Annotated in this window: 23 protein-coding genes; 14 read left to right on the top strand and 9 right to left on the bottom strand. The window is 58.6% G+C overall.

Annotated features, from left to right (window positions below):
* The 3 genes from CW267_RS14400 to CW267_RS14410 all read left to right on the top strand — a co-directional run.
* A partial coding sequence (locus tag CW267_RS14400; RefSeq protein WP_101148632.1) for a TIGR01620 family protein occupies positions 1-743 on the top strand: 743 nt, incomplete at its 5' end.
* A 227-nt stretch (positions 744-970) separates the two neighbouring features.
* Complete coding sequence (gene tyrR / locus CW267_RS14405; RefSeq protein ID WP_012542019.1) at positions 971-2512, top strand: transcriptional regulator TyrR; 1542 nt, start codon at positions 971-973, stop codon at positions 2510-2512.
* Between the two features lie 100 nt (positions 2513-2612).
* Positions 2613-3665 carry an AbrB family transcriptional regulator gene (locus tag CW267_RS14410; protein ID WP_008805230.1) on the top strand — a complete coding sequence of 351 codons (1053 nt, stop codon included), beginning with the start codon at positions 2613-2615 and terminating at the stop codon, positions 3663-3665.
* Positions 3666-3736: 71 nt separating this feature from the next.
* Here the strand turns inward: CW267_RS14410 and tpx are convergent, their stop codons facing one another.
* The gene (gene tpx, locus CW267_RS14415; protein ID WP_008805229.1) at positions 3737-4243 is read right to left on the bottom strand and encodes a thiol peroxidase; all 507 of its coding nucleotides are present in this window, start codon (positions 4241-4243) and stop codon (positions 3737-3739) included.
* A gap of 102 nt (positions 4244-4345) precedes the next feature.
* On the opposite strand from tpx, the gene ycjG reads away from it, so the two are divergent.
* Positions 4346-5311: an L-Ala-D/L-Glu epimerase gene (ycjG, locus tag CW267_RS14420; protein ID WP_100781368.1), complete on the top strand. Its 966-nt coding sequence runs from the start codon at positions 4346-4348 to the stop codon at positions 5309-5311.
* Here the strand turns inward: ycjG and mpaA are convergent.
* Positions 5308-6015, bottom strand: a complete 708-nt coding sequence (mpaA, locus tag CW267_RS14425; protein ID WP_032739682.1) for a murein tripeptide amidase MpaA — start codon at positions 6013-6015, stop codon at positions 5308-5310. The genes ycjG and mpaA overlap by 4 nt on opposite strands.
* Positions 6016-6087: 72 nt before the next feature.
* On the opposite strand from mpaA, the gene CW267_RS30585 reads away from it, so the two are divergent.
* Both CW267_RS30585 and CW267_RS14430 read left to right on the top strand, forming a co-directional pair.
* The gene (locus tag CW267_RS30585; protein WP_012542015.1) at positions 6088-6204 is read left to right on the top strand and encodes a hypothetical protein; all 117 of its coding nucleotides are present in this window, start codon (positions 6088-6090) and stop codon (positions 6202-6204) included.
* Positions 6201-7817 (top strand): peptide ABC transporter substrate-binding protein, encoded by a 1617-nt coding sequence (locus tag CW267_RS14430; protein WP_044612819.1) that lies wholly within the window; start codon positions 6201-6203, stop codon positions 7815-7817. Before CW267_RS30585 ends, CW267_RS14430 begins: the two co-directional genes overlap by 4 nt.
* A 37-nt stretch (positions 7818-7854) precedes the next feature.
* On the opposite strand, the gene CW267_RS14435 is transcribed toward CW267_RS14430, so the two are convergent.
* From CW267_RS14435 to CW267_RS14450, 4 genes are read right to left on the bottom strand one after another with little or no spacing between them, the layout of a single operon-like run.
* Positions 7855-9261, bottom strand: coding sequence for an MmgE/PrpD family protein (locus CW267_RS14435; RefSeq protein ID WP_100781369.1), 1407 nt, complete (start codon positions 9259-9261; stop codon positions 7855-7857).
* 6 nt (positions 9262-9267) lie between these two features.
* Complete coding sequence (locus CW267_RS14440; RefSeq protein WP_012542012.1) at positions 9268-9942, bottom strand: amino acid ABC transporter permease; 675 nt, start codon at positions 9940-9942, stop codon at positions 9268-9270.
* Positions 9942-10733 carry an amino acid ABC transporter ATP-binding protein gene (locus CW267_RS14445; RefSeq protein ID WP_008805223.1) on the bottom strand — a complete coding sequence of 264 codons (792 nt, stop codon included), beginning with the start codon at positions 10731-10733 and terminating at the stop codon, positions 9942-9944. Before CW267_RS14445 ends, CW267_RS14440 begins: the two co-directional genes overlap by 1 nt.
* Before the next feature lie 5 nt (positions 10734-10738).
* On the bottom strand, positions 10739-11527 hold the full coding sequence (locus CW267_RS14450; protein WP_016160850.1) for a substrate-binding periplasmic protein: 789 nt from the start codon (positions 11525-11527) through the stop codon (positions 10739-10741).
* A 95-nt stretch (positions 11528-11622) separates the two neighbouring features.
* Here CW267_RS14450 and CW267_RS14455 point away from each other — a divergent pair, with 95 nt between their 5' ends.
* The gene (locus CW267_RS14455; RefSeq protein WP_016160851.1) at positions 11623-12510 is read left to right on the top strand and encodes a LysR family transcriptional regulator; all 888 of its coding nucleotides are present in this window, start codon (positions 11623-11625) and stop codon (positions 12508-12510) included.
* A 171-nt stretch (positions 12511-12681) separates the two neighbouring features.
* Positions 12682-13626, top strand: a complete 945-nt coding sequence (locus CW267_RS14460; protein ID WP_032730156.1) for a LysR family transcriptional regulator — start codon at positions 12682-12684, stop codon at positions 13624-13626.
* Here CW267_RS14460 and CW267_RS14465 read toward each other — a convergent pair.
* Positions 13623-14690 carry an ABC transporter substrate-binding protein gene (locus CW267_RS14465; RefSeq protein ID WP_023297462.1) on the bottom strand — a complete coding sequence of 356 codons (1068 nt, stop codon included), beginning with the start codon at positions 14688-14690 and terminating at the stop codon, positions 13623-13625. The genes CW267_RS14460 and CW267_RS14465 overlap by 4 nt on opposite strands.
* A gap of 223 nt (positions 14691-14913) precedes the next feature.
* Between CW267_RS14465 and CW267_RS14470 the strand changes: the two genes are divergently transcribed.
* From CW267_RS14470 to CW267_RS14480, 3 genes are read left to right on the top strand one after another with little or no spacing between them, the layout of a single operon-like run.
* Entirely contained in the window at positions 14914-16482 is a 1569-nt protein-coding gene (locus CW267_RS14470) for an ABC transporter permease (protein ID WP_012542007.1), read from the top strand.
* Positions 16479-17222: an ABC transporter ATP-binding protein gene (locus tag CW267_RS14475; protein ID WP_012968425.1), complete on the top strand. Its 744-nt coding sequence runs from the start codon at positions 16479-16481 to the stop codon at positions 17220-17222. The genes CW267_RS14470 and CW267_RS14475 overlap by 4 nt, the downstream gene beginning before the upstream one ends.
* Before the next feature lie 23 nt (positions 17223-17245).
* The gene (locus CW267_RS14480) at positions 17246-19033 is read left to right on the top strand and encodes an aryl-sulfate sulfotransferase (RefSeq protein ID WP_023340006.1); all 1788 of its coding nucleotides are present in this window, start codon (positions 17246-17248) and stop codon (positions 19031-19033) included.
* 144 nt (positions 19034-19177) lie between these two features.
* Here CW267_RS14480 and CW267_RS14485 read toward each other — a convergent pair whose 3' ends face one another.
* Together CW267_RS14485 and CW267_RS14490 are read right to left on the bottom strand one after the other, a co-directional pair.
* The gene (locus tag CW267_RS14485; RefSeq protein ID WP_012542004.1) at positions 19178-19564 is read right to left on the bottom strand and encodes a VOC family protein; all 387 of its coding nucleotides are present in this window, start codon (positions 19562-19564) and stop codon (positions 19178-19180) included.
* A gap of 331 nt (positions 19565-19895) precedes the next feature.
* Positions 19896-20780: a LysR family transcriptional regulator gene (locus tag CW267_RS14490; protein WP_023340007.1), complete on the bottom strand. Its 885-nt coding sequence runs from the start codon at positions 20778-20780 to the stop codon at positions 19896-19898.
* 172 nt (positions 20781-20952) lie between these two features.
* Here CW267_RS14490 and CW267_RS14495 point away from each other — a divergent pair, with 172 nt between their 5' ends.
* From CW267_RS14495 to CW267_RS14505, 3 genes are all read left to right on the top strand, one after another.
* A complete protein-coding gene (locus tag CW267_RS14495) occupies positions 20953-22089 on the top strand; it encodes an alpha/beta hydrolase (RefSeq protein ID WP_032732860.1) in 1137 nt (378 codons plus the stop codon).
* A 65-nt stretch (positions 22090-22154) separates the two neighbouring features.
* Entirely contained in the window at positions 22155-23357 is a 1203-nt protein-coding gene (locus tag CW267_RS14500) for an MFS transporter (RefSeq protein ID WP_023340009.1), read from the top strand.
* Between the two features lie 78 nt (positions 23358-23435).
* Entirely contained in the window at positions 23436-24305 is an 870-nt protein-coding gene (locus CW267_RS14505) for an aldo/keto reductase (RefSeq protein WP_100781370.1), read from the top strand.
* The last annotated feature ends 22 nt before the right edge of the window (positions 24306-24327 follow it).

Genomic DNA, 24327 nt, shown 5'->3' on the forward strand with positions numbered 1-24327 from the left:
CCGGGGCGCTGATCGTCGGGGCCGGCGTCGGATCGGTGGCCACCGAGTGGCGCCGTCTGTGGCGACTGCGCCAGCGCGCCCACGAACGCGATGAAGCGCGCGATATGCTGCACAGTCACGCGGTCGGCAAAGCGAAAGCCTTTTGTGAGAAGCTGGCGCAGCAGGCCGGGCTGGATCAATCGCATCCGGCGCTGCAGCGCTGGTATGCCGCGATCCACGAAACGCAAAGCGATCGCGAAGTGGTGAGCCTTTATGCGCAGCTGGTGCAGCCGGTGCTCGATGCCCAGGCGCGGCGGGAAATCAGCCGTTCGGCGGCGGAGTCGACGCTGATGATTGCCGTCAGCCCGCTGGCGCTGGTGGATATGGCGTTTATCGCCTGGCGTAACCTGCGGCTGATCAACCGAATTGCCACGTTGTACGGCATTGAGCTCGGGTATTACAGTCGTCTGCGACTGTTTCGCCTGGTGTTGCTGAATATCGCTTTCGCTGGCGCCAGCGAACTGGTGCGCGAGGTGGGGATGGACTGGATGTCGCAGGATCTGGCGGCCCGGCTGTCGGCGCGCGCCGCACAGGGCATCGGTGCCGGACTGCTGACCGCCCGCCTCGGGATCAAGGCGATGGAGCTGTGCCGCCCGCTACCGTGGATTGCCGATGATAAACCGCGGCTCGGCGATTTTCGTCGCGAGCTGATTGGGCAGCTGAAAGAGACCCTGCAGAAAAGCAAAACCAGTCCGGAGAAGTAACCTCCGCTCAGAGACATTGCCGGGCGGCGGCTTCGCCTTGCCCGGCCTACCGGGCAGGTTGGATCCCGGCTCGCCCAGGCGTTCATTTAACCACTGACCGCCTGACTTTACGGCACAACGCCCATTTTTCCGCCATGCTGTCAATAATTGTTGACAGTTAGCTTCCCGAAAACTCATTCCTGTCCTATTATTCTCCCGTCATTGGCACTTTTAGGGTGAACACTCCCATGCGTCTTGAAGTCTTTTGTGAAGACCGTCTCGGTCTGACTCGTGAATTGCTCGATTTGCTGGTGCTGCGCGGCATTGATCTACGTGGTATCGATATTGACCCTATAGGCCGAATTTACCTCAATTTTGCCGAACTGGAGTTCGCCACGTTCAGCAGCCTGATGGCAGAGATCCGCCGTATCGCCGGCGTGACAGACGTGCGCACCGTGCCGTGGATGCCGTCTGAGCGTGAACACCTGGCGCTCAGCGCGCTGCTGGTGGCGATGCCGGAGCCGGTGCTGTCGCTGGATACCAAAGGCAGGGTGGAACTGGCCAACCCCGCCAGCTGCCTGCTGTTTGGCCAAAGCCAGGCGAAGCTGCGCAACCATCCGGTGGCCCAGTTGATCGCCGATTTTAACGTTCAGCGCTGGCTGGAGAGCAGCCCGCAGGAGACGCATGCGGAGCATGTGGTGGTGAATGGACAGAACTATCTGCTGGAAGTGACCCCGGTCTATCTGGAAGGGGAGCATAACGAACGGGTGCTGACCGGCGCCGTAGCGATGCTGCGCTCAACCGTGCGCATGGGACGCCAGCTGCAGACCATGACCAGCCAGGACACCAGCGCCTTCAGCCAGATCCTCGCGGTGGGGCCGAAAATGCGCCACGTGGTGGAGCAAGCGCGCAAGCTGGCGATGCTCAGCGCGCCGCTGCTGATTGTCGGCGACACAGGTACCGGCAAAGATCTGCTGGCCCATGCCTGCCATCTGGCCAGCCCGCGGGCGGGCAAACCTTATCTGGCGCTCAACTGCGGCTCCATTCCCGAGGACGCGGTCGAGAGCGAGCTGTTTGGCGACGCGCTGCAGGGTAAGAAGGGCTTCTTCGAGCAGGCCAACGGCGGCTCGGTGCTGCTGGATGAAATTGGCGAGATGTCGCCGCGAATGCAGACTAAGCTGCTGCGCTTCCTCAACGACGGCACCTTCCGCCGAGTTGGCGAGGATCATGAAGTGCACGTCGATGTGCGGGTGATCTGCGCGACGCAGAAAAACCTGGTCGAACTGGTGCAGAAAGGGCTGTTCCGCGAAGATCTCTACTATCGCCTCAACGTCCTGACGCTGTATCTGCCGCCGCTGCGCGACTGCCCGCAGGACATTATGCCGCTGACGGAGCTGTTCGTGGCCCGCTTTGCTGATGAGCAGGGCGTCCCGCGGCCGAAGCTCTCCGCCGATCTCAGTACGGTGCTCACCCGCTACAGCTGGCCCGGCAACGTTCGCCAGTTGAAGAATGCTGTCTATCGCGCGCTGACCCAACTGGAGGGATTTGAGCTGCGTCCACAGGACATTCTGCTGCCGGACCATGACGTCGCGTCGCTGCCGGTGGGCGAGGAGGCCATGGAAGGGTCGCTGGACGACATCACCCGGCGCTTTGAGCGCTCGGTGCTGACCCAGCTCTATCGCAGCTACCCCAGCACCCGTAAGCTGGCGAAGCGGCTGGGGGTGTCGCATACCGCCATCGCCAATAAACTGCGTGAATATGGTCTGAGTCAGAAAAAGGGCGACGAATAATCCCGCCAGGCCGGCGACCCACGTCGCCGGCATTCGGCCTGCAAAGCGGGCCAAACCTGTATATACTGGTTTTTTAATCCTTTTTCCGGGGTGGTGCATCTTGGCGTCGCGTCGCGCGATCGGGCACTGGCTGACATTGCTGCTGCTCTCTGTTCTCTTTTCCTCGCTGCTGTTACGCCTTCATTTGCCGGCAGCGCTACTGTTGGGGCCGCTGATCGCCGGTCTCATTTTGAGCCTGCGCGGGGTGAAGCTGAGCATCCCTCGTCCCTGTTATCTGGCGGCGCAGGCCATCGTCGGCTGCATGATCGCCCGGGCGATTAATCCCTCTGTTTTTGGCGTGCTGTTCAACAACTGGGCGCTGGTGCTGGCGATCCTGTTGACCACCCTGGCGATTAGCGGCCTCACCGGCTGGTTGCTGGTTCGCTACAGCGCGCTGCCGGGCGCCACCGGCGCCTGGGGAAGCTCTCCCGGCGGCGCGTCGGCAATGGTGGTGATGGCCCAGGAGTACGGGGCCGATGTGCGGCTGGTGGCGCTGATGCAGTATCTGCGGGTGCTGTTTGTCGTCGGCGCGGCGGCGCTGGTGGTGCGCTATGCGTTGGGCAATGAAGCGCAGGAAATGACTCAGGATATTGTCTGGTTTCCATCGTTGACCCTGAATTTCCCTTTCACGCTGCTGCTGACGGCGCTAGCCTGTTGGCTGGGCATGCGGCTGCGCATCCCCTCCGGGGCCATGCTGTTGCCGATGCTGCTCGGCGCGCTGGTCCAGGGCAGCGGCTGGATGATGCTGGAGCTGCCGGAGTGGCTGCTGGCGATGGCCTATGCGGTGCTGGGCTGGACGGTGGGGCTGCAGTTTAATAAAGCCATTTTTCTGCTGGCGCTGAAGACGCTGCCGCAGATTATCGCCTCTATTCTTGGGCTGATCCTGATGTGCGCCCTGATGGCCCTTGCCCTGACCCACATTCTGCAGATGGACTTTATGACCGCCTATCTGGCCACCAGCCCTGGCGGCCTGGACACGGTGGCGATTATCGCCGCCGGCACCCGGGCGGATATGTCGTTCATTATGGCGCTACAGACGTTGCGGCTGTTTACCATTTTACTGACCGGCCCGGCGATGGCGCGGGCTATCTCCCGCTATGCGCCACGGCAATAAAAAAGCCCCCGCAGAGCGGGGGCTGAGTACATAGATTGTCCGCGGGCGTGATGCGCCCGGGCACGCTGTTATCAGGCTTTCAGGGCGGCCAGCGCGGCGTCGTAGTCCGGCTCTTCGGTGATTTCATTCACCAGCTGGCTGTAGACGACCTGATCATTTTCATCGATAACGACCACGGCGCGAGCGGCCAGGCCAGCCAGCGGACCGGCGGCGATGGCGACACCGTAGTCAGCGAGGAACGACGCACCGCGCAGCGTGGAAAGGGTCACCACGTTGCTCAGGCCTTCCGCGCCGCAGAAGCGGGACTGGGCGAACGGCAGGTCAGCGGAAATGCACAGCACCACAGTGTTGTCCAGTTCAGCGGCCAGCTGGTTGAATTTACGCACTGATGCGGCACACACGCCGGTATCAATGCTCGGGAAAATATTCAGTACTTTACGTTTGCCGGCGTACTGGCTCAGCGCGACGTCAGAGAGATCTTTGGCGACCAGCGTAAACGGCTGCGCTTTAGCGCCTGCCTGCGGAATGGTGCCCTGAACAGAAACGGGGTTGCCCTGGAAATGCACGGTTTGTGACATGGTTATCTTCCTGTTTACATATAGTTAACGTCACGAGTAGTGTATGACATCCGCCAGCTAGACGGCAAACCCTATTTAACATTGACCAGAGAGGACAAGGGAATGCGCAACGTGCGAGTGTATGAGGAAGCCTGGCCGCTACATACCCCTTTTGTGATCGCCCGCGGCAGCCGCAGCGAGGCAAAAGTGGTGGTGGTGGAACTGGAGGAGGACGGTGTGAAAGGGGTGGGCGAATGCACGCCTTATCCCCGCTATGGCGAGAGCATCGCTTCGGTCATGGCCCAGGTGATGGCGATCGGCGAGCAGCTGGAAGCGGGCCTCACCCGCGAACAGCTGCAGCGGCTGCTGCCGGCAGGCGCCGCGCGCAATGCCGTTGACTGCGCGCTGTGGGATCTGCAGGCGCGGCGCGAAGGCAAAACCTTGTCCCAGTTGCTGGGCGTGGCGTTGCCCAACCGGGTGATCACCGCCCAAACGGTGGTCATTGGTACGGCGGATCAGATGGCGGCCAGCGCCGCGGCGCTGTGGCAGAAAGGTGCCCAGCTGTTGAAAGTGAAGCTTGACGACCGGCTGATCAGCGAGCGGTTAATCGCTATCCGTCAGGCGGCGCCGGAGGCTACGCTGATTGTCGACGCCAATGAATCCTGGCACAGCGAGGGGCTGGCGGCGCGCTGTCAGCTGCTGGCGGACCTCGGTGTGGCGATGCTTGAGCAGCCGCTCCCCGCCGATGACGACTCGGCGCTGGAAAACTTCGTTCATCCGCTGCCGATTTGCGCCGACGAGAGCTGCCATACCCGGGAGAGCCTGCCGAGGCTGCGCGGGCGCTATGAGATGGTCAATATCAAACTGGATAAAACGGGCGGTCTGACCGAAGCGCTGGCTCTGGCCGGGGAGGCGGAACGGCAGGGGTATGAGCGGATGCTGGGCTGTATGCTCTGCACCTCGCGCGGGATCGCCGCCGCACTCCCCCTGGCGCCGCTGGCGCGCTTCGCCGACCTCGACGGCCCGACATGGCTGGCGGTGGACGTCGAGCCGGCGCTGCGGTTCAGCACCGGCGTGCTTCATCTTTAAGCCTGCCAGCGCAGCAGATCGGTCATCGCCGGCAGGTAACGCTCCGTTGCCTCGTCGGCGGAGACCGGTGGGAACTCAGCGGTGATGCAGGGGAGTCCGATATCGGCGCACCAGCTGCCAAAGGAGCCCGGCGTGTCGTAGCCCACGCTGCCGACCAGCGGTAGGGAGAAGGCGTTGGCCAGCCAGTGCCCCAGCGGGCTGTGGCCCGGGTCTTCGATACAGGCCAGCGGATCGTGAAAGGAGACCACCCACGCCGGATGGATCTGGTGGATCAACTGACACAGGGCCTGGGTCTCCCGCTCCGAACCCGGCTGCTCGCCGGTCAACAGCACCACGTCGCGTTCCTCTGCCGCGCTGTTCCAGCGATAAACCGTTTCCCCTTGTTTCCAGTTAGCGGCCGGAAAGTTACGGTTGAGGTCAACGCCGCGGGCATTGGCACGCAGCCCGAGCTGACAGCCGTCAGGATTGACCGTCAGCACCACGTGGTGGCGGCGCAGCTCGGGTTTCAGGGTGCGCAGGGCGCAGGAGAGGGTCACAATCGACGAATTTTCATCACCGTGGGTGCCGGCAATAATCAGGCCGCTACGGCTGTCGGCCTGCGGCGCAGGAAACCACAGCAGCGGCGCGCCCAGTTCCGAGCTGCCGTACTGCCGGGTTCCCGGCGGAAAGTCGCCGCGCTGGGGGCGAGGGCGTGAAATAGACATAGGGCTTCCTGTGTGTCGTTATTATTGAGTGTTGGCGAAAAGCGTGTCGGGATCAAACCCATTCCCTGAGGCGTGAAATCCGACGACACATCAATTTTCTATCATATGTCGTTTGCAATTTCAGGTGATGAAACAAATAATTATCGCTCTGTTGGCGGTATTTTTTTCATTTTAAAGGGGATCTTATGAAGTATCCTGTCGCTTTGACATGCGGCGCGCTGTGGTTAGCCAGCGTATCTTCTTTAGCCTGGGCGGCGGACGTACCGCCGGGCACGGTACTGGCGGAAAAACAGCTGTTAGTACGCCATATCAAAGATGAACCCGCCTCGTTAGATCCCGCCAAAGCGGTGGGCCTGCCGGAAATCCAGGTGATCCGCGATCTGTTTGAAGGTTTAGTCAATCAGGATGCGAAAGGCAACCTGGTTCCTGGCGTGGCAACCCGCTGGCAGAGCAACGATAACCGTGTCTGGACCTTTACCCTGCGCGATGACGCGCGCTGGTCCGACGGCACGCCGGTTACCGCCGAGGATTTCGTCTATAGCTGGCAGCGTCTGGTGGATCCGAAAACCACTTCGCCGTTCGCCTGGTTCGCGGCGCTGGCGGGGATCGCCAACGCGCAGAACATTATCGACGGCAAAGCCGCGCCGGAGACCCTGGGGGTTACCGCCGTCGACGCCCGCACTCTGCGGGTGCAGCTGGATAAACCGCTGCCGTGGTTCAGCAACCTGACCGCCAGCTTTGCCTTCTACCCGGTACAAAAAGCGAATGTCGACAGCGGCGCGAACTGGACGCGGCCCGGCAGCCTGGTGGGCAACGGCGCCTATGTTCTGAAAGATCGCGTGGTCAATGAAAAGCTGGTGCTGGTGCCGAACACGCACTACTGGGATAACGCCAAAACGGTGATCCAGCAGGTCACCTTTGTGCCGATCAACCAGGAGTCCGCCGCCACCAAGCGCTATCTCGCTGGCGATATCGATATCACCGAATCTTTCCCGAAAAATATGTATCAGAAGCTACTGAAGGATATTCCGGGGCAGGTATATACCCCGCCGCAGCTGGGTACCTACTATTATGCTTTCAATACCCAAAAGGGGCCGACGGCGGACGAGCGGGTGCGACTGGCGCTGAGCATGACCATCGATCGCCGGGTGATGGCGGAGAAAGTACTGGGAACCGGGGAAAAACCGGCCTGGCGCTTCACGCCGGACGTGACGGCGGGCTTCACCCCCCAGCCGTCGCAGTTTGAGAGTATGAGTCAGGCCGAACTTAATGCCCAGGCGAAAGCCCTGCTGGCTGCCGCCGGCTATGGCCCGAATCGTCCGCTGAAGCTGACGCTGCTGTATAACACCTCCGAGAATCACCAGAAGATTGCCATCGCGGTGGCGTCGATGTGGAAGAAAAACCTCGGCGTGGAGGTGAAACTGCAGAACCAGGAGTGGAAAACCTATATCGACAGCCGTAACACCGGCAATTTCGACGTGATCCGCGCCTCGTGGGTGGGGGATTACAACGAGCCGTCCACCTTCCTGTCGCTACTGACCTCCACCCACAGCGGAAATATCTCCCGCTTTAACGATCCGGCGTACGATAAAATCCTCGCCCAGGCGGCGGTGGAGAATTCGGCCAAAGCGCGTAACGACGATTACAACGCGGCGGAGAAGATCATTATGGTCAAAGCGCCGATTGCGCCGATCTACCAGTACACTAACGGCCGGCTGATTAAGCCGTGGCTGAAAGGCTACCCGATCACCAACCCGGAAGATGTGGCCTACAGCCGTACCATGTATATCGTGAAGCACTAACCGGTCGTGGTTGCCTGACAATGTCAGGCAACCCTTGCTACGCCGGTAGCGAAAAGCCCATCAGGTCTGCCGAAGAGGAGTAATACCGAGCCGTTTCCTCCTCCATCACGCTCGTAAGCAGTTCGTTAACCTTTATCTTATGTCCGGGCAAATTTCGCCGCGCCTTGGCAATAATTTCCCCATCGCTAAGCGGGCGTTCGGCGCTGCCCAGGGGTTTGTAGCGTTCCTGCACTGCACATTCGCCACGGCTGTTTGTGACCACAACGCGCGCGCCAGGCTGGCGTGCCGGACCGTTCATTCGTTGTGTAAATTCAGGTGTGACAGTGGCCGTGACTTTATCCGCCAGCGCCAGCAAGGCGGGGTTTTGCATATTGTCTTCAGTATACCAGCCGGCACCCGGCGCCAGGCCAGCGGCGATCGCTGCCAGCGTCCACGGCAGGCTGAACTGCGCGTCGGTCACCGTTTGCGGCCGATAATCCATCATATCATTGACCAGGCGGGGGAAGCTTTGTACCTCAATGGTGCGGAGATCCGCAACAGACCAGCCGGTCTGCTGCATGATGCCCTCCATGCATTCCAGCGCGCAGGCCAGCCAGCGGCAGGCGGGATATCGCTTAAAGCTACCGTAGCCAGCGTACCAGTGACTGCCGAGCTCATCGGTCAACCTGTCTGGCGCGAACTGGTCGGAGCCAATCATCCGCCAGAAACCCTGTTCGCCATCGAGTACATCAAGGCTGCCGCTGAGGCCTTGCTGCGCCATGATCACCGCCTGCACGGCGGCTTGCGCGGCGGGCGCCACGGCATCTTTGAGCGACAACAGCGGCCGTTGTCGCCAGTTATACTGGTGCAGGCTGGGGAGCGGTGTTAACGCGGCGGCCAGGCCCACCGCGTGATGTAATTGCTCAGGGTTTAACCCCAACAACCGACCGGCCACCACGGCTGCGCCGATGGATTGATGCTGCGCCACGCCGTAGACCTGGCTGAAGCGTTCTGCCGAAGGCTGGATGGCGTGGATGAGCCGGTTATTCACCTCGAAACCGGCCGCCAGGGTGGTAATCAGCACGTCCTGAGCTACCGGCTCAGGATTGAGGTCAAGCGCAACCATCGCGGCGGCAACCAGTGTGGCCCCCGGATGGCCGAGCCCTTTGCCGTCGATCTCCACACCGTCATCGTGATCCAGGCCGTTTATCATGGCGGCGTTCGCGAACGCGGCCGCCAATGGGCTGAAACCGGACTCACCGAAGACGCTACAGTGACCGTTTCCGCCAAATAGCCGGGAGGCGCGTATCATCGGTTCGCTGACCCGGTGGCCACTGGCCGCCCAACCGCAGGCGAGGGCATCCAGTAAATGCAGTCGAATTTTGCGCCGAACGGGAGCCGGGATAGCTGGCGCAGATAAGGTACTGGCAAAATTGACCAGCTGGCGTGTTGCGGAAATAGTCATGGTTACTCAACGTTTGAAGTAGCGGCTGCGGATCCGGCGCTCGGCATAGCTTGCCAGCAGTGACAGCGGAAGAATGGTGGCGACGAAAAACAGCGCCACAAAAGTCAGTGTCTCCAGAGGGCGGAAGGTGGCGGTACTCAGCCGTTGCCCTTGATAGAGGATCTCACCCGTTGCGATATAACTCGCCAGCACGGAATTCTTAACCGACATCACGCACTGGCTGACAAACGCCGGTAAAATTCGCAAAAAGGCTACCGGCGCGGTAATGCGAACTAATACTTTCAGCGGTGACATCCCCACCGACAGGCCCGCTTCGACCAGACCATGATCGACCGATTGCATACCAGAACGAAATATTTCAGCGAAAAATACGCTGCCATATAACGAGATGGCGAGGACACAGGTCAGATACGAGGAGAGGGTCAGGCCGAACAAAATGGGCAGACAGTAGTAGGCCCAGACAATCAGCACCAGAGGGGGGATTGAACGCACAATCTCAATCAACCCCTGGGTGGGTAAGCGGATGACCGCCCTGGACGCGCCGCGCAACGGGGCCAGCAGCGCTCCGCCAAGAATGCTTAACGTGACTGAGGCCAGCACAATTTTAAAGGTGGTCAATATCCCTTCCAGCAAAACCGCGTGATATTGCCACAGTATTGAGAAATCCCAGTGATAAGACATTAGCGCAGCTCCTCTGCCGTTACGCCGGACAGCGTCATAAAGCGTCGGATAGGGGCATCGGGCGGCCGTGACCAGATCTCCTGAGGGGATGCTTCTTCCACCAGTTTGCCATTATCCATCAACAGCAGCCGACTACATACCTGCAGGGCAAAACGCATTTCATGGGTAACCACCAGCATGGTGGTGCCGCTGGCCGCCAGTTCGGAAATAACGGACAGCACCTCCCCGACAGATTCCGGATCGAGTGCGGAAGTCGGTTCGTCAAACAGGATCACTTGCGGCGCCATGGCCAGGGCGCGGGCGATAGATACCCGCTGCTGCTGACCGCCTGAAAGTTGAACCGGGAAGTCTCCGGCTTTTTCTTGCAGGCCCATACGCGTGAGCAGCGCCATGGCTTTTTCGATGGCTTTTTTACGCGGCAAGCCCAGGACCTGTACCGGACCTTCAATAATATTCTGCAATACACTGCGGTGTGGCCACAGATTAAAGTGCTGGAATACCATTGTCATTGAGGCACGCTGGCGCGCTAATGTGCGCTGTGTGACCTGTTTTCTCTGCGCGCCGTGAAAGCCTATTTCTTCCTCACCCAGCCAAATATGCCCACTATCCGGGACTTCAAGCATGTTCAGGCAACGCAGCAGGGTGGATTTACCCGCGCCGCTGCGGCCAATGATGCCAATCACCTCCGAGGGACGAACCGCGAAGGAAACATCATCTATAATTTTATTACCTGAAAATGATTTGCTAAGCGCTTCAATTTTCAGTAACGGTAATAATGATTGTGGGTTCATCAGAGTTATTTCGCTGGGTGAGTATATTTCTGCCATATTTTTTTCAGCGTGCCGTCTTTATCCAGCTGTTCGAGCCGTCCATTCAGCCACGCCTGTAATTCCGGTCGTTCTTTACGCAGGCCCATATTGGTTGCCTGTTCTTTGACCGGCTGTGGGATAATCATCGTGCCCTGATGACGCTTTTGAATATATTGCGCCATCTGGATATCGTTAGTGACGATGGCATCCGCGCGGCCGCTCTCCATCTGGAGCTGCATGTTGTCGCTATCGGGAACGATAATCCACTGGGCTTTGTCCAGTTGAGGCTGCAGCAGCGTGACGGCTGCCGAGCCATCAATCGCGCTGAGCCTGGTCTGCGAAGTGTTGATGGTGTCCCAGCGCTGATATTTCTGCGTCTCTTTTTCCAGAGTCAGGACGCCCATCTGGTGCGAGCCCATAGGGCGGGTAAAGTCGACGGCTTTGGCCCTTTCTGGCGTATTATTAAAACCACCTAAAATATCGAAGCGGTTGGACTGTAAACCCGCGACGGCGGTGCCCCATTGCGTATCAACGTATTCAATCTTGATATCGGTGTTTTTAAATATCGCCTGCACAACATCCGGAACCAGCCCGGTCCACTGGTTGGTCAGCAGATCTTTCTGATACCACGGCGGTGCGTTGACCGCACCGACGCGGATCACATGGTCTGGCAGAATCGTATTGATTTCTTCCCCGGCCTGAGCAGGAGACTGGGCTAAGAACATCCCCGGTATAAGCAACAATATCGACATGAAGCGTGACGTGAAAAATTTCATTTTATGCCCTCTGGTGAATATAATTATGGATTCTATAACCCTGAGTGCATATTTTTTAAATGCATAATCAGCATATCGTTATCAGGAAAATGGCAATGACACCCAAGCAACTCGAGGTCTTTATCAGTATCGTTCAGCTAGGTTCAGTGACAGCAGCAGCGGCGCAGCTGGCCATGTCGCAGCCTTCGGTGAGTAAAAGCCTGGCGCTTATCGAGCAGCAGATGGGGTTCAGCCTGTTTGAGCGCTATCAAGGGAAGATGCAGCCAACCGCGGAAGCCAGAGCGCTGTATAAAGAGGCGCTGCGCGTGCATCAGGACCGGCTTCGTTTTGAGCGTTTTGTTGATCACATCCGCCAGTATCGCGTTGGTCAGTTGCGGGTCTGTGCCACGCCTGCGCTGGCGCTGAATATATTGCCGCTGGCGGTGGCGCGTTTTCGGCAGAGCTTTCCGGATTATGGTGTGGTGGCGGATATGTGTCTCAACAATGAAATTGAGACGGCGGTTGAAGAAGGGCGTTACGATCTCGGTTTTCTGGTGAAACCCGGCTACGAACCAGAGGAGAACCCGTTGGCCATCTGCCGGGGCGAAATGGTGTGTGTGCTGCCCGAGCAGCATCCGCTGGCGCAGCAGACGGAAATCCATTGGCAGGATATCCCGACGCGCGACCTGGTGTATATCACGACCGACGCGCGGCTGGTTGCCATGATTGCCGAAGAGGTGCCGGCGTTCCGCCAGCGCCAGGTGGCGGCGGTAGAAACCAACCGCTACAGCATGGCGATTAATCTTGTCAGACACGGCAACAACAGTATGACTATTGTTGACAGTTTTTCTCTACAGGGCGTCGACACCAGCGGTCTGGCGGTGCGGCCGTTCCGTCATGCATTGCCGGTTTCTGTCGTCGCGGTGACGGATGGACATAGCACCCTGTCTCAGCCGGGCGAAGTGTTTGCGAAAGTGATGACGGAATTAATGGCTGAAACGTGAGATCAGCGTGAGGCTCTGTGGCTGGCCGCTCATGCAGATTCATCACTATTCTGCAACGCGAACTTTCACCCCAGTCACGGTGCGCTAACCCACCGGGAGTGGTGTCTGTGGTTTACCGCCAGGCCGCCTTCCAGTACTTTTGTTGAATAGTAGAGGGAAGGGAGCGGATCGATGCATCTGGATTTTCGCCAGTTACGCAATTTTGTAGCGCTAGTGGAGTACGGCAGTTTTAATCGTGCGGCGGAGGCGGTTTGCCTGTCGCAATCGGCGTTTAGCCGCAGCATTCAGGCGCTGGAGCAGAGTGTCGGTCATCCTTTATTCGACCGCCAGAGCAAGCTACCGACGCTCACGCTGCATGGGCAAAAGCTGCTGCCTTATGCGCGCCGTTTTCAGGAACTCAATATTGAGCTTAGTAGCCAGCTGCGTGAGGCGGACGATGCGCAAAATGGCGAGGTCGCTTTTGGCTGCGGCCCGGCTCCCGGCGCGAGGCTGATTCCGGCGGCCATCGGAGAGTTTCATCGTCTTTTGCCGCAGGCGAGGGTGCGTTTTCACATTGATAACTGGCTTGCTCTGCATCAGGCGCTTACCTCCCAGCACTATCCTTTTGTGGTCGCCGATAGCTGGCAGGCCGAGCTTGACCCGCAGTTACGCGTGCAGCCGCTTAGCCCACAACGCTGTTTCTTTGTCTGCCATGCCGAACATCCGCTGGCAAAACAGGGGACGATCTCGATTCAGGAGATGTTGCGCTACCCTTTTGCCGCCCCCTATTTGCCGCCGGGGGTACGCAAGGTACTGGCGACCCTCAGCCAGCAACAGGACTTTACGCCCGCGATCCAGTGCGACCATATTTACGCGCTGCTTTCCACTCTGGCGCAAACCCACGCGATAAGCTTCGCCAGCGAGGACGGCTTCGCGTTGTGCCAGCACAGCCATCGGCTGGTGAAACTGGAACTTAGCGATCTGCCAGATGAGTGGCGGCTAATGCAGACCCGGTTTGCCATTATCTCCCCGGTTCACGCGATTCAGCCGCCGCTGGTTGAGAGGCTGATTGAGATTATCCTCCATACCGACCGTCAGCATCAGCTTCAGCTGCTGGCGCATGAGGAGAGGGATTAACCGGCGTTTTTCGCCTCACCTTTGGCATCGTACGGTGGCCAGCGGTTTTCCAGTTGCTGCGTTTTCAGCGCCTGCTCGACAAACTGGCCGTCCACCCACTGCTTAACGTCAAAAGCGCTGCGGATCAGACGACCCGATTTAGCCTGCTCGACGCTACTGCTGAAGCTGCCGGTCAGGAACGGGTCAATACGCGGTGAGGTGGTAAAGTTCAGATCCTGTGGCTGCAGCGCTTCCAGAAATAACGCCTTGGGGATCTGGCTTTGCTGCGCCATCTCGGCAGACCAGGCGTCTCGATTAGCCGGATCGCTGATTTCAGCGGCATTCTTCACCAGCACATTAACGATCTGCTGAGTCGCCTGCGGCCAGGTCTCGATAAACGTCTGCGTGCCGAGGAACCCCGCCTGAGTGGTGTTCTGGCGGCCTGAATCGCCGCTTTTAACCACCACATCAATTTTGTCGCCGCGTAGCGCCAGCAGGGAGACGCCTCCCCATACCGCATCGACGCGACCGGCCGCCAGCGCCGCTTTACCCGCGTTCCAGTCAAGGTTGATGACCTGCAAACTGCGCTCATTGAGGCCGGCGGTTTGCAGCGCCCGGTCAAAGGCCAGCTGGTCCGCCGTACCGCGATAGACCGCCACCCGTTTGCCTTTCAGGTCGGCCAGCGTTTTAATACCCGAGGCTTTGGTTACCGCGAGCCAGGATTCCGAGCCGCGGCTGCCCAGAAGCAGGCGTGTCGGCAGACCATTGGCCTTACCGATAATCGCCGCCAGATCGCCGAGGTAAACAAAATCAAGCTGTCGGTTGGCTAACGCTTCATTCACCGCCGGGCCTGCCCCCTTGAAAAACTGCCACTGCACTTCCACACCCTGCGGTTTAAACACCTCTTCCAGCTGATGGCGGATAAACGCCATGCCGACCGGCCCCTCAATAAAAGGTTGACTGCCGGCGCTCTGATCCGGCACGCCGATGCGAATGGTTCGTAGCGTCTCGGCCTGGGCGTTTGCCGCCAGACCGATGACCGCGACCAATGCCAGCAAGGTGCGGCTAAAAAATGCTTTCATCATAACGTATTGCTCCCTTGAGTTTTTTTCTCACCCTAAAGAGCCGGCGGGCCGTGTGTTAAATGCTTTTATTCGCCAAGCATGGGTGAAAAAAAGCTAAATCAGACGCCGCGTGCCCGCCAGGCTGAAATGCATTCGATGCATCGGGATTATTCGCCTTACGCAATAGCGGGGCAGCGTGAGTCACGTTTTCATAGCGGCATCACTTTCCGATGAGTGGACCGATATGTCGCAGATGATCTTAAGAACCGATGCCCCTGGCAGGCCGGGTTTCCGGCTTAACGGCTGGCCGTGGCTGCTGCCAGCGCTACTGTTGTTGCTGTGGTACATCGCCGCCCGCGAGGGATGGATGCCCGCGCAAATTTTGCCCGCCCCGTCGGTGGTTGCCGATACCGCGTTGTCGCTGCTGAGCGGCGATCTGCTGGCGCAGTGGGGATTTAGTCTCCAGCATCTGGCGCTTGGCCTGCTGCTGGGCGCCATCGCCGGCACGCTGCTCGGGGCGCTGTTTGGCCTGGTGCCAGCGGCCGCGCAGCGGGTGGAACCACTGTTCTACGCGCTGGCGCAAATTCCGACGCTCGGTTGGATCCCGCTATTGATGGTGCTGTTCGGGATTGATAACGGCCTCAAGCTGGCGGTTATCGTGAAAACCACTGTGGTGCCGATGACCATCAACACTCAGCAGGCGGTAGCCAGCGTGCCGCAGACCCTGAGCGAAGCCGGCAGGGTGATGAACTTCTCCCGCTGGCAGCGGCTGCGCTGGCTGGTGATCCCGGCAAGCCTGCCGGGCTGGTTTACCGGTCTGCGTCTGGCGCTTTCGCAGGCCTGGGTATCGCTTATCGTTGTCGAGCTGTTGGCTTCTTCCGAAGGTATTGGCTACCTGATGGTCTGGGGCCGCCAGCTGTTTCAACTGGATATCGTCTTTGTCACCATCGCGGTGGTTGGCCTGAGCGGCATGCTGATGGAGTGGGCGGCGAATCGGGCCTGTTCCCGACTGGTGTTCTGGCCGCAGCCAGCCGCCGGACGCCTGGCGTGGAAACCGCAGGCCAGCTGGCGGGCGTTACCGCTGCCGATAGTCCTGCTGGCGCTGTGGCAGCTGGCCAGCCAGTGGGGCTGGATTGATAGCGGATTATTTTCTTCGCCGCTGGCGGTGGCGGCACGTTTTGTTCAGGGGATCCTGAGCGGAGAGCTGAGCGCCGCGATGCTGGCCAGTCTGGGGAGAGCGGTTGTCGGCGGCGCGCTGGGGATTGCCGGCGGTTTGCTCTGCGGGCTGCTGCTGGCGCTGCGTCCACGCGCCGGACAAATTTTTACCCCCACGCTTAACGTGCTGCGCCATATTGCTCTGTTTGCCTGGCTGCCGCTGCTGACGGCATGGGTGGGTAACGATAACGGCGGCAAAATCGTCTTTATCGCGCTGGCGTCGTTCTTTCCTATGTTCTTCAGCACTCTGCAGGCGGTGCTTCAGCGAAACCCGCAACTCGATGAAGTCGCCAGGGTGCTGCGGCTGGGCGAATTCGCGCGCCTGCGCCGGGTCATTCTTCCCGGTGCCGCGCCGGGGATCTTCGCCGGTCTGCGGCTGGCGCTGATTTATGCCTGGCTTGGCAATATCGGCGCGGAATATTTCATGTCCTCCGGCGTCGGGATCGGCAGCCTGATGATCAATGCCCAGCAGCTGCTGGATATGCCCACTATTCTCTGCGGCATGGTGCTGGTCGGTATCACCGGCGCGGCGCTGGATAAAGCCGGACGTTTACTGGAAATGCGCGCCACCCGCTGGCGTCAACAGGAGCAGTTATGACCTCTTCAACTCTGGTCTCTTTTCGCCATGTGCGTAAATCCTGGCAACAGGTGACGGCGCTACAGAATTTCAACCTGGATATCGCCGCCGGTGAACTGGTCGCGCTGGTGGGCAGCAGCGGCTGCGGTAAATCGACGCTGCTACGGATGCTGGTGGGCCTTGAGTCTGCCACCCAGGGGGATATTTGTATTAACGGCGAGCCGGTCACCGGCGTGGGCAAAGAGCGCGGCATTGTGTTTCAGGAGCCGCGCCTGTTCCCGTGGCTTAACGTGCTCGACAACGTGATGCTCGGCCTGGCAGATGAAAAGCTCACCCGGGCGGCGAAGCGCCAGCGGGCACTGGAGATGCTGGCGCGCGTGCAGCTCAGCGAGTTCGCCAGCGCGCTGCCCGCGCAGCTTTCCGGCGGCATGGCCCAGCGGGTGGCTATTGCCCGCGGTCTGGTGGCCCGCCCGCAGATCCTGATGCTCGATGAGCCTTTCGGCGCGCTGGATGCCCTGACGCGTCACACCCTGCAGCAGGAACTTTTACAGATCCACCAAAGCGCGGGAACCACCACGTTACTGGTGACGCACGATGTGGAAGAGGCCGTCGCCCTGGCCGATCGCGTCGTCGTGCTCTCCCCGCGTCCGGGGCGGATACGAGAAATCGTGAACCTGGCGCTGCCTCATCCGCGCCAGCGTGATGATGACTCGTTTACCGCCGCCTGCCGCCACATTCGTAACCTGATTACTTCTGTCTGATTTTATTATTTAAGGAGCAACATATGGGACATCCTTCCGTTTACCCGACCGGCGCCACCCTTTACGATCCGCAGAGCGCCTGGAGCGGCTACACCCTTTTCCAGGCCACCGAACACGGCGCGGTACTGGTGGATATGAATGGTCACGTGGTGCGGGAATGGCCTGAACTGCATGGGTTTCCCAACAAAATTCTGCCCGGCGGCGCCATCCTTGGCCACAGCGGCGAGCGTGACCCGCGCTATGGCATGCAGGATATGCTCGATCTGATCCAGGTGGACTGGGAGGGCAACGTGACCTGGAAATTCGACCACTACGAACAGGTCAGCGACCCTGGCAATGAAACGCGTTGGATGGCGCGCGCTCATCACGACTATCAGCGAGCGGGTAACCCCGTCGGCTACTACGCGCCGGGGCTGGAGCCGCAGGTCGATGGCGGCAATACCCTGATCCTCGCCCACACCAATCTGGTTAATGAAGCGATCTCCGACAAGCTGCTGCTGGACGACACCATTATTGAAGTCGACTGGCAGGGCAATGTGGTCTGGGAGTGGCGCTGCAGCGACCATTTTCATGAGCTGGGCTTCGACGATGCGGCGCGCACCGCGCTGTACAATAACCCGAATATGCGCGCCAGCGGCGGCGGAATGGGCGACTGGATGCATATCAACTCGATGTCGGCGCTGGGGCCGAATAAATGGTATGACGCCGGCGATGCGCGCTTTCATCCCGACAACATTATCTGGGACGCCCGCGAATCCAATATTATCGCCATTATCGATAAGCAGAGCGGCAAAATAGTCTGGCAGCTCGGCCCGGACTACAGCAAACCGGAGCTGAAGCACATCGGCTGGATCATCGGCCAGCATCATGCGCATATGATCCCCCAGGGGTTGCCGGGCGCGGGCAATATCCTGATTTTCGACAACGGCGGTTGGGCCGGATACGGTGCGCCTAATCCGGCGTCGGCGGATGGGGTGAAAAACGCCTGGCGCGATTATTCACGGATCCTTGAGATCAACCCGCTGACCCTCGATATTGAGTGGCGCTACTCGCCTTATGAAGCGGACCTGCCGCAACCGACTGATTCATACCGCTTCTACAGTCCGTATATCAGCAATATGCAGCGCCTGGAAAATGGCAATACGTTGATTAACGAAGGTTCGAACGGCCGCATTTTTGAAGTGACCCGCGATCACGACATTGTCTGGGAATACATTTCGCCGTTCTGGGGTAAGACGCTGAATAATAATATGGTTTACCGCGCCTACCGCATTCCTTACGCGTGGATCCCGCAGCTTGCGCAACCACAGGAGACGCCGATTGCGGCAGTTGATGTCCGCACTCTGCGTCAGCCGGGCGCGGCGGCGGCGGGCCCGGCGCAGAGCGTGGTGCGCGTGGCGGGCGTACAGCCGTACAGTAAAAGCGCCGATGCGCTGTGCGTCGCAACCGATAACGATACGCTGCGCCGCAGTCCGAAGCTGTTCCGCGTTGCGGAAAGCGCATTCCGGCCGATAAGCGCGGCGAGTGAACTGGAGGGTGAACGACCCGTGCTGCTGTTCGTTGGCGCGGAGCGCTGTGTGCACTGCCGTAAACACTGGCAGCTACTGGCCCATGAAAAACTCAGCCAGCGGATTGCTCAGTTTGAAACGCGCTATCTGGATGCCGACCTGCATCAGGAACTGGCCAGCGACCTCGGCGTACGCGGCCTGCCGACGCTGCTGTTGATAACATCGGGGCAGCCGATATCGCGCGCACCGACGCAATACTCAGTGGAAAGTCTGCTCAACTGGTTGAACAGTGTCAGCCTGTGATGCTATCCGGGTAAGAGGATAACTGTGGCGCTGCGGCTTGCAGCGCCAGTTTCTCCCTCTCTCCCTCTCTGGCTACAGCAGAAAGCGCACTTTTCTGGCAGTATAGCCGACTGATACCAGGTCCAACCCTCTGAAAGCGAAGCATCAGAAGATCTCATCTGCTGGGTTTTTGTCATGATGCTCAACGTATTCGGCAATCATGCCATCCGGATGCCGAACCAGCATGTTCCAGCCGGTGGGCACGGCCTTCACCGGATTGATAATCGTTGCTCCGGTGGAAGGCAGATGTTTCTCCCAGGCGGTAATGTCGTTGACCAGGAAAGTGGCCTCGGTGGCGCGAAAAGGCGCCAGGCTTTGCTCGGTTCCGCCGATTAAAAGCACTGAACCCACCTGCGCCAGTTTGAGATCGTATTCGGGATAGTCGAAACGCAACCTGGCCGTCTGCGCGATAAGGTTTTCATAAAACGAAACGGTCTCTTCAAAGCGGGTAATCAGCACGCATCGACGGACCAGGATATTGAGGACTTTCATTACGCCTCCTTCGCCATTGACTGAGAGTTAGCGTAGCAGCCCTGAGGTGGAAAGGCATGCTTAAGCGTTTTGGAGGTATTTCAACAACAGGCGTGGGTAGGCGAAGAAAAAGGGTTTGCGTAGCAGGGAAATATGCGTTTTTTTAACTCGTTACGAAGCGGTGCTGTATTATAACTTTATGATCACATAGGTAAGTCGCAAAATTGATACTGATATCAGATCATTTCCGCATCGCCTAACAATTTGCATGGTTCGGAATTAAGCGAAAGCTCTGAGTTCAGACCCCTCCACCAACCGCTACCGGTGGTCTGCTGCCTGCAGGCAACCTCAGCTACATTCGCAATGTATCAATGACCGCTCTCAGCGCGGGCGACACATTGCGGTGCGGGTAATAGAGAAATGAACCTTCCAGACGCTGGCTATAACGCTGGAGCACCCGGATAAGTGTGCCCTGGGCTAGATCGTCGGTAATCAGCTCTTCCGGGACATAGGCCAGCCCCAGACCGAGCCTCGCCGCTTTGGCCTCCATATAGCTATCGGCGAAAGCCCACTGTCCCTGAGGCGGGTGGGCGATTTTTTTGCCATCCACATTAAGTTCCCAGGCGTAAAGGCTGCCGTCGCCGAACTGATAAGCGATGCAGGGGTGGGCGACTAAATCGGCGGGCGTTTGTGGAAAGCCGTAGCGGCGAAAATGTTCCGGGGTACCGACAACAGCCATCTCCATATCGGGCGAAATGCGTACCGCAATCATACCACTCCCGACTTCCGGGCCCAGACGCACGCCCGCATCGAATCGCTCCGCAATAATATCGACAAACCGGCTTTCGCTGATCAGTTCCAGTCTGATATCGGGATAGCGGTGTTTAAATACTGCCAGCTTCGGCAGCAGGACTTTATCAATGGCATGCTGGCTGGCATTGATGCGTACCGTACCGGAGGGCGTTTGACGATAGTGGGCCAGCGTGGCGAGTCCCATATCTAAGGCGTCGAAACCGGATTCGACATTGTGATAGAGCTGCTCACCCGCCTGAGTGAGCGACAACCGGCGGGTGGTGCGCACCAGAAGCTGAACGCCCAGCCGCTCTTCGAGTTCGCGAACCGCACGGCTTACCCCGGACTGCGCCAGGCCAAGTCGTTGCGCTGCGGCGGTAAAACTGCCTTCCCGCACCACCTGCATAAACAGATAAAGGTCATTATAGTTTTCCCGTTTCGCCATTCTCCTGCCTCGTCATCCACATGCCATTTAGAACAATATGGTATTAATTTTAGCATTTTTTACCTACTAATCAGAACCATTACTGCTGGCTACACTAAGCGCACGACAATAAAGCAAAGCTGCATTGTCTACTGGAGACTTGCATTGATCACGTTTATTTAGGGGAATTTTGATGACGGTTTTCACCAAAAAACTGACAGCCGCGATACCCGCCATGCTGCTTTGCGCCTCATTAACTGGAGTGACAACGATGAGCTATGCTGAGACAATTAACCCGAATGCGCCTGTTTCACTGATTGAAAAATGGGATAAAACGTTTGCTGAGAGTTTGAAAGTGGATCACCGTAAGGTGACCTTCCAGAACCGCTACGGGATAACCTTAGTTGGCGATCTCTACCTGCCGAAGGATCGCGGTGAACGCAAACTGGCAGCTATTGCCGTGAGCGGTCCCTTCGGCGCGGTAAAAGAGCAGTCCAGCGGCCTGTATGCCCAGACGCTGGCCGAACAGGGGTTTGTCACCCTGGCGTTTGACCCATCCTATACGGGCGAAAGCGGTGGCTACCCACGCAACATGGCCTCACCGGATATCAATACCGAGGATTTCAGTGCCGCGGTGGACTTTCTGGGCCTGCAAAAAGAGGTGGATCGCAACCGTATCGGTTTGCTCGGCATTTGCGGCTGGGGCGGTATGGCCCTAAACGACGCGGCGATGGACACCCGCGTCAAAGCGGTGGCGACCAGCGTCATGTATGACATGAGCCGCGCGATGGGGCATGGGGTAGGCGATGGCAAAGACCGCTACACGACAGCCGACCGCCGAGCGGTACTGCAGTACTTGAACGCGCAGCGCTGGAAGGATGCGGCAAACGGCACTTCCGCCCCCGGTGGGCATGACATATATGTTGATGATAAAGGCAACGTCAGCGCTGCCGATCGTATTTTGCCGGAAACCTTGCCCGCCAACCCCAATCCGGTCCTGAAAGAGTTCTTCGATTATTACCGTATGCCGCGAGGTTTCCATGCGCGTTCGGTTAATTCAACCGGGGCTTGGAATGCGACGATGCCGCTGTCGTTTATGAATATGCCGCTGCTGAGTTACGCCAGCGAAGTGACTATTCCGACGCTTATTGTGACCGGCGAACAAGCCCATTCACGCTATTTTGCCGAAGATGCCTTTAAGGCGATCGGCAGTAAAGAGAAAGCGCTGGTGATTGTCCCTGGCGCAAACCACGTCGATCTCTATGACAACGTCGCGGGCAAAATTCCCTTTGCTACATTCACTCAATTTTTCAAAACCAACCTGCAATAGCTCTCCTGTGCCGGAGACATCCCCAAAGCCGCCTGCAGGCGGCTTCGTTTTGTCGGAGATAAATAATGTCTGGATTACATAACACCCGCGCATACTGGAGCGGCGTCCTGGCGATGACGCTCTGCGTATTTGTGCTCATTGCCTCAGAATTTATGCCGGTCAGTCTGTTGACACCCATCGCGGGTGATTTACACATTACCGAGGGATTAGCAGGCCAGGGGATCGCGCTTTCTGGCGCGCTGGCGGTATTGACCAGCCTGACGATTTCCCGTCTTACCGGGTCGCTGGACCGTAAATGGCTGTTGCTGGGGCTCACGGCGTTGATGGCGGCCTCAGGATTGATGATTGCCCTGGCGTCCAGTTTCCCGGTTTATATGCTGGGCAGAGCGCTCATCGGGATCGTCATCGGCGGCTTCTGGTCGATGTCGGCGGCAACGGCCATTCGGCTGGTGCCGCAGCGCCAGGTCCCCCGCGCACTGGCCATCTTTAACGGCGGTAACGCGCTGGCCACCGTTGTGGCAGCGCCGCTGGGCAGCTACCTGGGGGCCACCGTCGGCTGGCGCGGCGCCTTTTTATGTCTTGTTCCGCTGGCGATGGTAGCCTTCATCTGGCAATGCGTTAGCCTGCCGTCGATGAAAAGCCAGCGCGCACCACAGCGGCAGGGAACCGTGCTGCGTCTGTTCCGCCGCTCGACGGTATCCCTTGGATTGCTGGCCTGCGGGCTGTTCTTTATGGGGCAGTTTACCTTATTTACCTATGTGCGACCGTTTCTGGAGACGGTGACCCGGGTCAGTTCTTCTGGTCTGCCCCTGATATTACTGGCGATTGGCGTCGCTGGTTTTGTCGGCACGCTGCTCATTTCGACCGTTCTGCACGCCCGGTTTTATCTGACGCTGGTGGCTATCCCTTTGATTATGGCTGCGATTGTCGGAGCGCTTTTGCTGGCCGGGCACCATACCGGTGCCGTCACCGTACTGTTAAGCCTGTGGGGCCTGCTGGCGACGGCGGCGCCCACCGGCTGGTGGACATGGATTGCGCGGACGCTGCCCGAAGATGCGGAGGCGGGCGGTGGTCTAATGGTTGCTGTGATCCAGCTATCGATTGCCCTCGGGTCAACGGCAGGCGGCCTGGTGTTTGATAGTCTGGGATGGCACAGCACGTTTGCACTGAGCGGTCTGTTATTGCTGGGCGCGGCAGGGGGGACTTTTCTGCTCTCTATCAAAATCAGATCATCTCAGCGCACTGCGATTAATGAATTGAATACATAAGTCAAATCAGGAATGACAGGCTAATCGTGACCGCGCTCCTGTCTTACCATGGTGTTTTAACAAGAGGGGAGCTTCATCGTGGAATATTCTGTATTAAGTAACAACCTTAAAATGCCGATGCTGGGTTTTGGCGTTTTTAAGGTGACCGATAAAGCAGAGTGTAAGCAGTCAGTGCTGAACGCCATTCGTACCGGCTACCGCCTTATCGATACCGCTGCCGTCTACGATAATGAAGATGAGGTGGGTGAAGCCGTTCGCGAAGCCATCGCCGAAGGTCTGTGTACCCGTGAGGCGCTTTTTATAACCTCCAAACTGTGGGTCCAGGACATGGCCAACACCGGGATGGCGAAAGCCGGGATTGCCGCGTCCTTAAAAAAATCCGGGCTGGAATATTTCGATCTCTATCTGTTGCATCAGGCGATGGGCGATTATTTCAGCGCCTGGCGCGCGCTGGAGGAGGCTTATGAGGTCGGTACCCTGAAAGCGATTGGCGTCTCCAATTTCTACCCCCATGTGTTAGCTAACTTCTGCGAAACCGTCAGAATTAAGCCGATGGTGAACCAGGTTGAACTGCATCCTTATTTCGCGCAGCCTGCGGCGCTGGAAACCATGAAGCATTATCACGTTCAGCCGGAAGCGTGGGCGCCGTTAGGCGGCGGAAGACATCACCCGTATGAAGATGAAATGCTGCAGGGGATTGCCGATGCCCATCAAAAAACCATTGCGCAGGTCATCCTGCGCTGGAACGTGCAGCGTGGTGTCACGGTGATCCCTAAATCCACCCGCCAGGAGCGTATTGAAGAGAACTTTGCCATCTGGGATTTCTCGCTCACCACGAGCGAAATGGCGCAGATCGGCGCCCTGGATTTAGGTTACGTTGGCGAAGCGGTGAAACACTTTAACCCTGAATTTGTTCGCGGCTGTCTGGGGGTGAAAATCCACGACTGACCGCGGCACCGATTGGCTCCAT

Source organism: Klebsiella sp. X1-16S-Nf21 (assembly GCF_002837615.1).
In the GTDB taxonomy this organism is placed as follows: domain Bacteria; phylum Pseudomonadota; class Gammaproteobacteria; order Enterobacterales; family Enterobacteriaceae; genus Klebsiella; species Klebsiella variicola.

Excerpts from the sequence above, each read along its gene's own strand:
- tyrR (WP_012542019.1), top strand. The coding sequence starts at position 971 with ATGCGTCTTGAAGTCTTTTGTGAAGACCGTCTCGGTCTGACTCGTGAA.
- CW267_RS14440 (WP_012542012.1), bottom strand. The coding sequence starts at position 9,942 with ATGTCTTATCACTGGGATTTCTCAATACTGTGGCAATATCACGCGGTT.
- CW267_RS14485 (WP_012542004.1), bottom strand. The coding sequence starts at position 19,564 with ATGAAAGTCCTCAATATCCTGGTCCGTCGATGCGTGCTGATTACCCGC.
- tpx (WP_008805229.1), bottom strand. The coding sequence starts at position 4,243 with ATGTCACAAACCGTGCATTTCCAGGGCAACCCCGTTTCTGTTCAGGGC.
- CW267_RS14495 (WP_032732860.1), top strand. The coding sequence starts at position 20,953 with ATGACGGTTTTCACCAAAAAACTGACAGCCGCGATACCCGCCATGCTG.
- CW267_RS14490 (WP_023340007.1), bottom strand. The coding sequence starts at position 20,780 with ATGGCGAAACGGGAAAACTATAATGACCTTTATCTGTTTATGCAGGTG.
- CW267_RS14475 (WP_012968425.1), top strand. The coding sequence starts at position 16,479 with ATGACCTCTTCAACTCTGGTCTCTTTTCGCCATGTGCGTAAATCCTGG.
- CW267_RS14430 (WP_044612819.1), top strand. The coding sequence starts at position 6,201 with ATGAAGTATCCTGTCGCTTTGACATGCGGCGCGCTGTGGTTAGCCAGC.
- CW267_RS14450 (WP_016160850.1), bottom strand. The coding sequence starts at position 11,527 with ATGAAATTTTTCACGTCACGCTTCATGTCGATATTGTTGCTTATACCG.
- CW267_RS14460 (WP_032730156.1), top strand. The coding sequence starts at position 12,682 with ATGCATCTGGATTTTCGCCAGTTACGCAATTTTGTAGCGCTAGTGGAG.
- CW267_RS14470 (WP_012542007.1), top strand. The coding sequence starts at position 14,914 with ATGTCGCAGATGATCTTAAGAACCGATGCCCCTGGCAGGCCGGGTTTC.
- CW267_RS14455 (WP_016160851.1), top strand. The coding sequence starts at position 11,623 with ATGACACCCAAGCAACTCGAGGTCTTTATCAGTATCGTTCAGCTAGGT.
- CW267_RS14445 (WP_008805223.1), bottom strand. The coding sequence starts at position 10,733 with ATGAACCCACAATCATTATTACCGTTACTGAAAATTGAAGCGCTTAGC.
- ycjG (WP_100781368.1), top strand. The coding sequence starts at position 4,346 with ATGCGCAACGTGCGAGTGTATGAGGAAGCCTGGCCGCTACATACCCCT.
- CW267_RS14500 (WP_023340009.1), top strand. The coding sequence starts at position 22,155 with ATGTCTGGATTACATAACACCCGCGCATACTGGAGCGGCGTCCTGGCG.
- CW267_RS14465 (WP_023297462.1), bottom strand. The coding sequence starts at position 14,690 with ATGATGAAAGCATTTTTTAGCCGCACCTTGCTGGCATTGGTCGCGGTC.
- CW267_RS14480 (WP_023340006.1), top strand. The coding sequence starts at position 17,246 with ATGGGACATCCTTCCGTTTACCCGACCGGCGCCACCCTTTACGATCCG.
- CW267_RS14435 (WP_100781369.1), bottom strand. The coding sequence starts at position 9,261 with ATGACTATTTCCGCAACACGCCAGCTGGTCAATTTTGCCAGTACCTTA.
- mpaA (WP_032739682.1), bottom strand. The coding sequence starts at position 6,015 with ATGTCTATTTCACGCCCTCGCCCCCAGCGCGGCGACTTTCCGCCGGGA.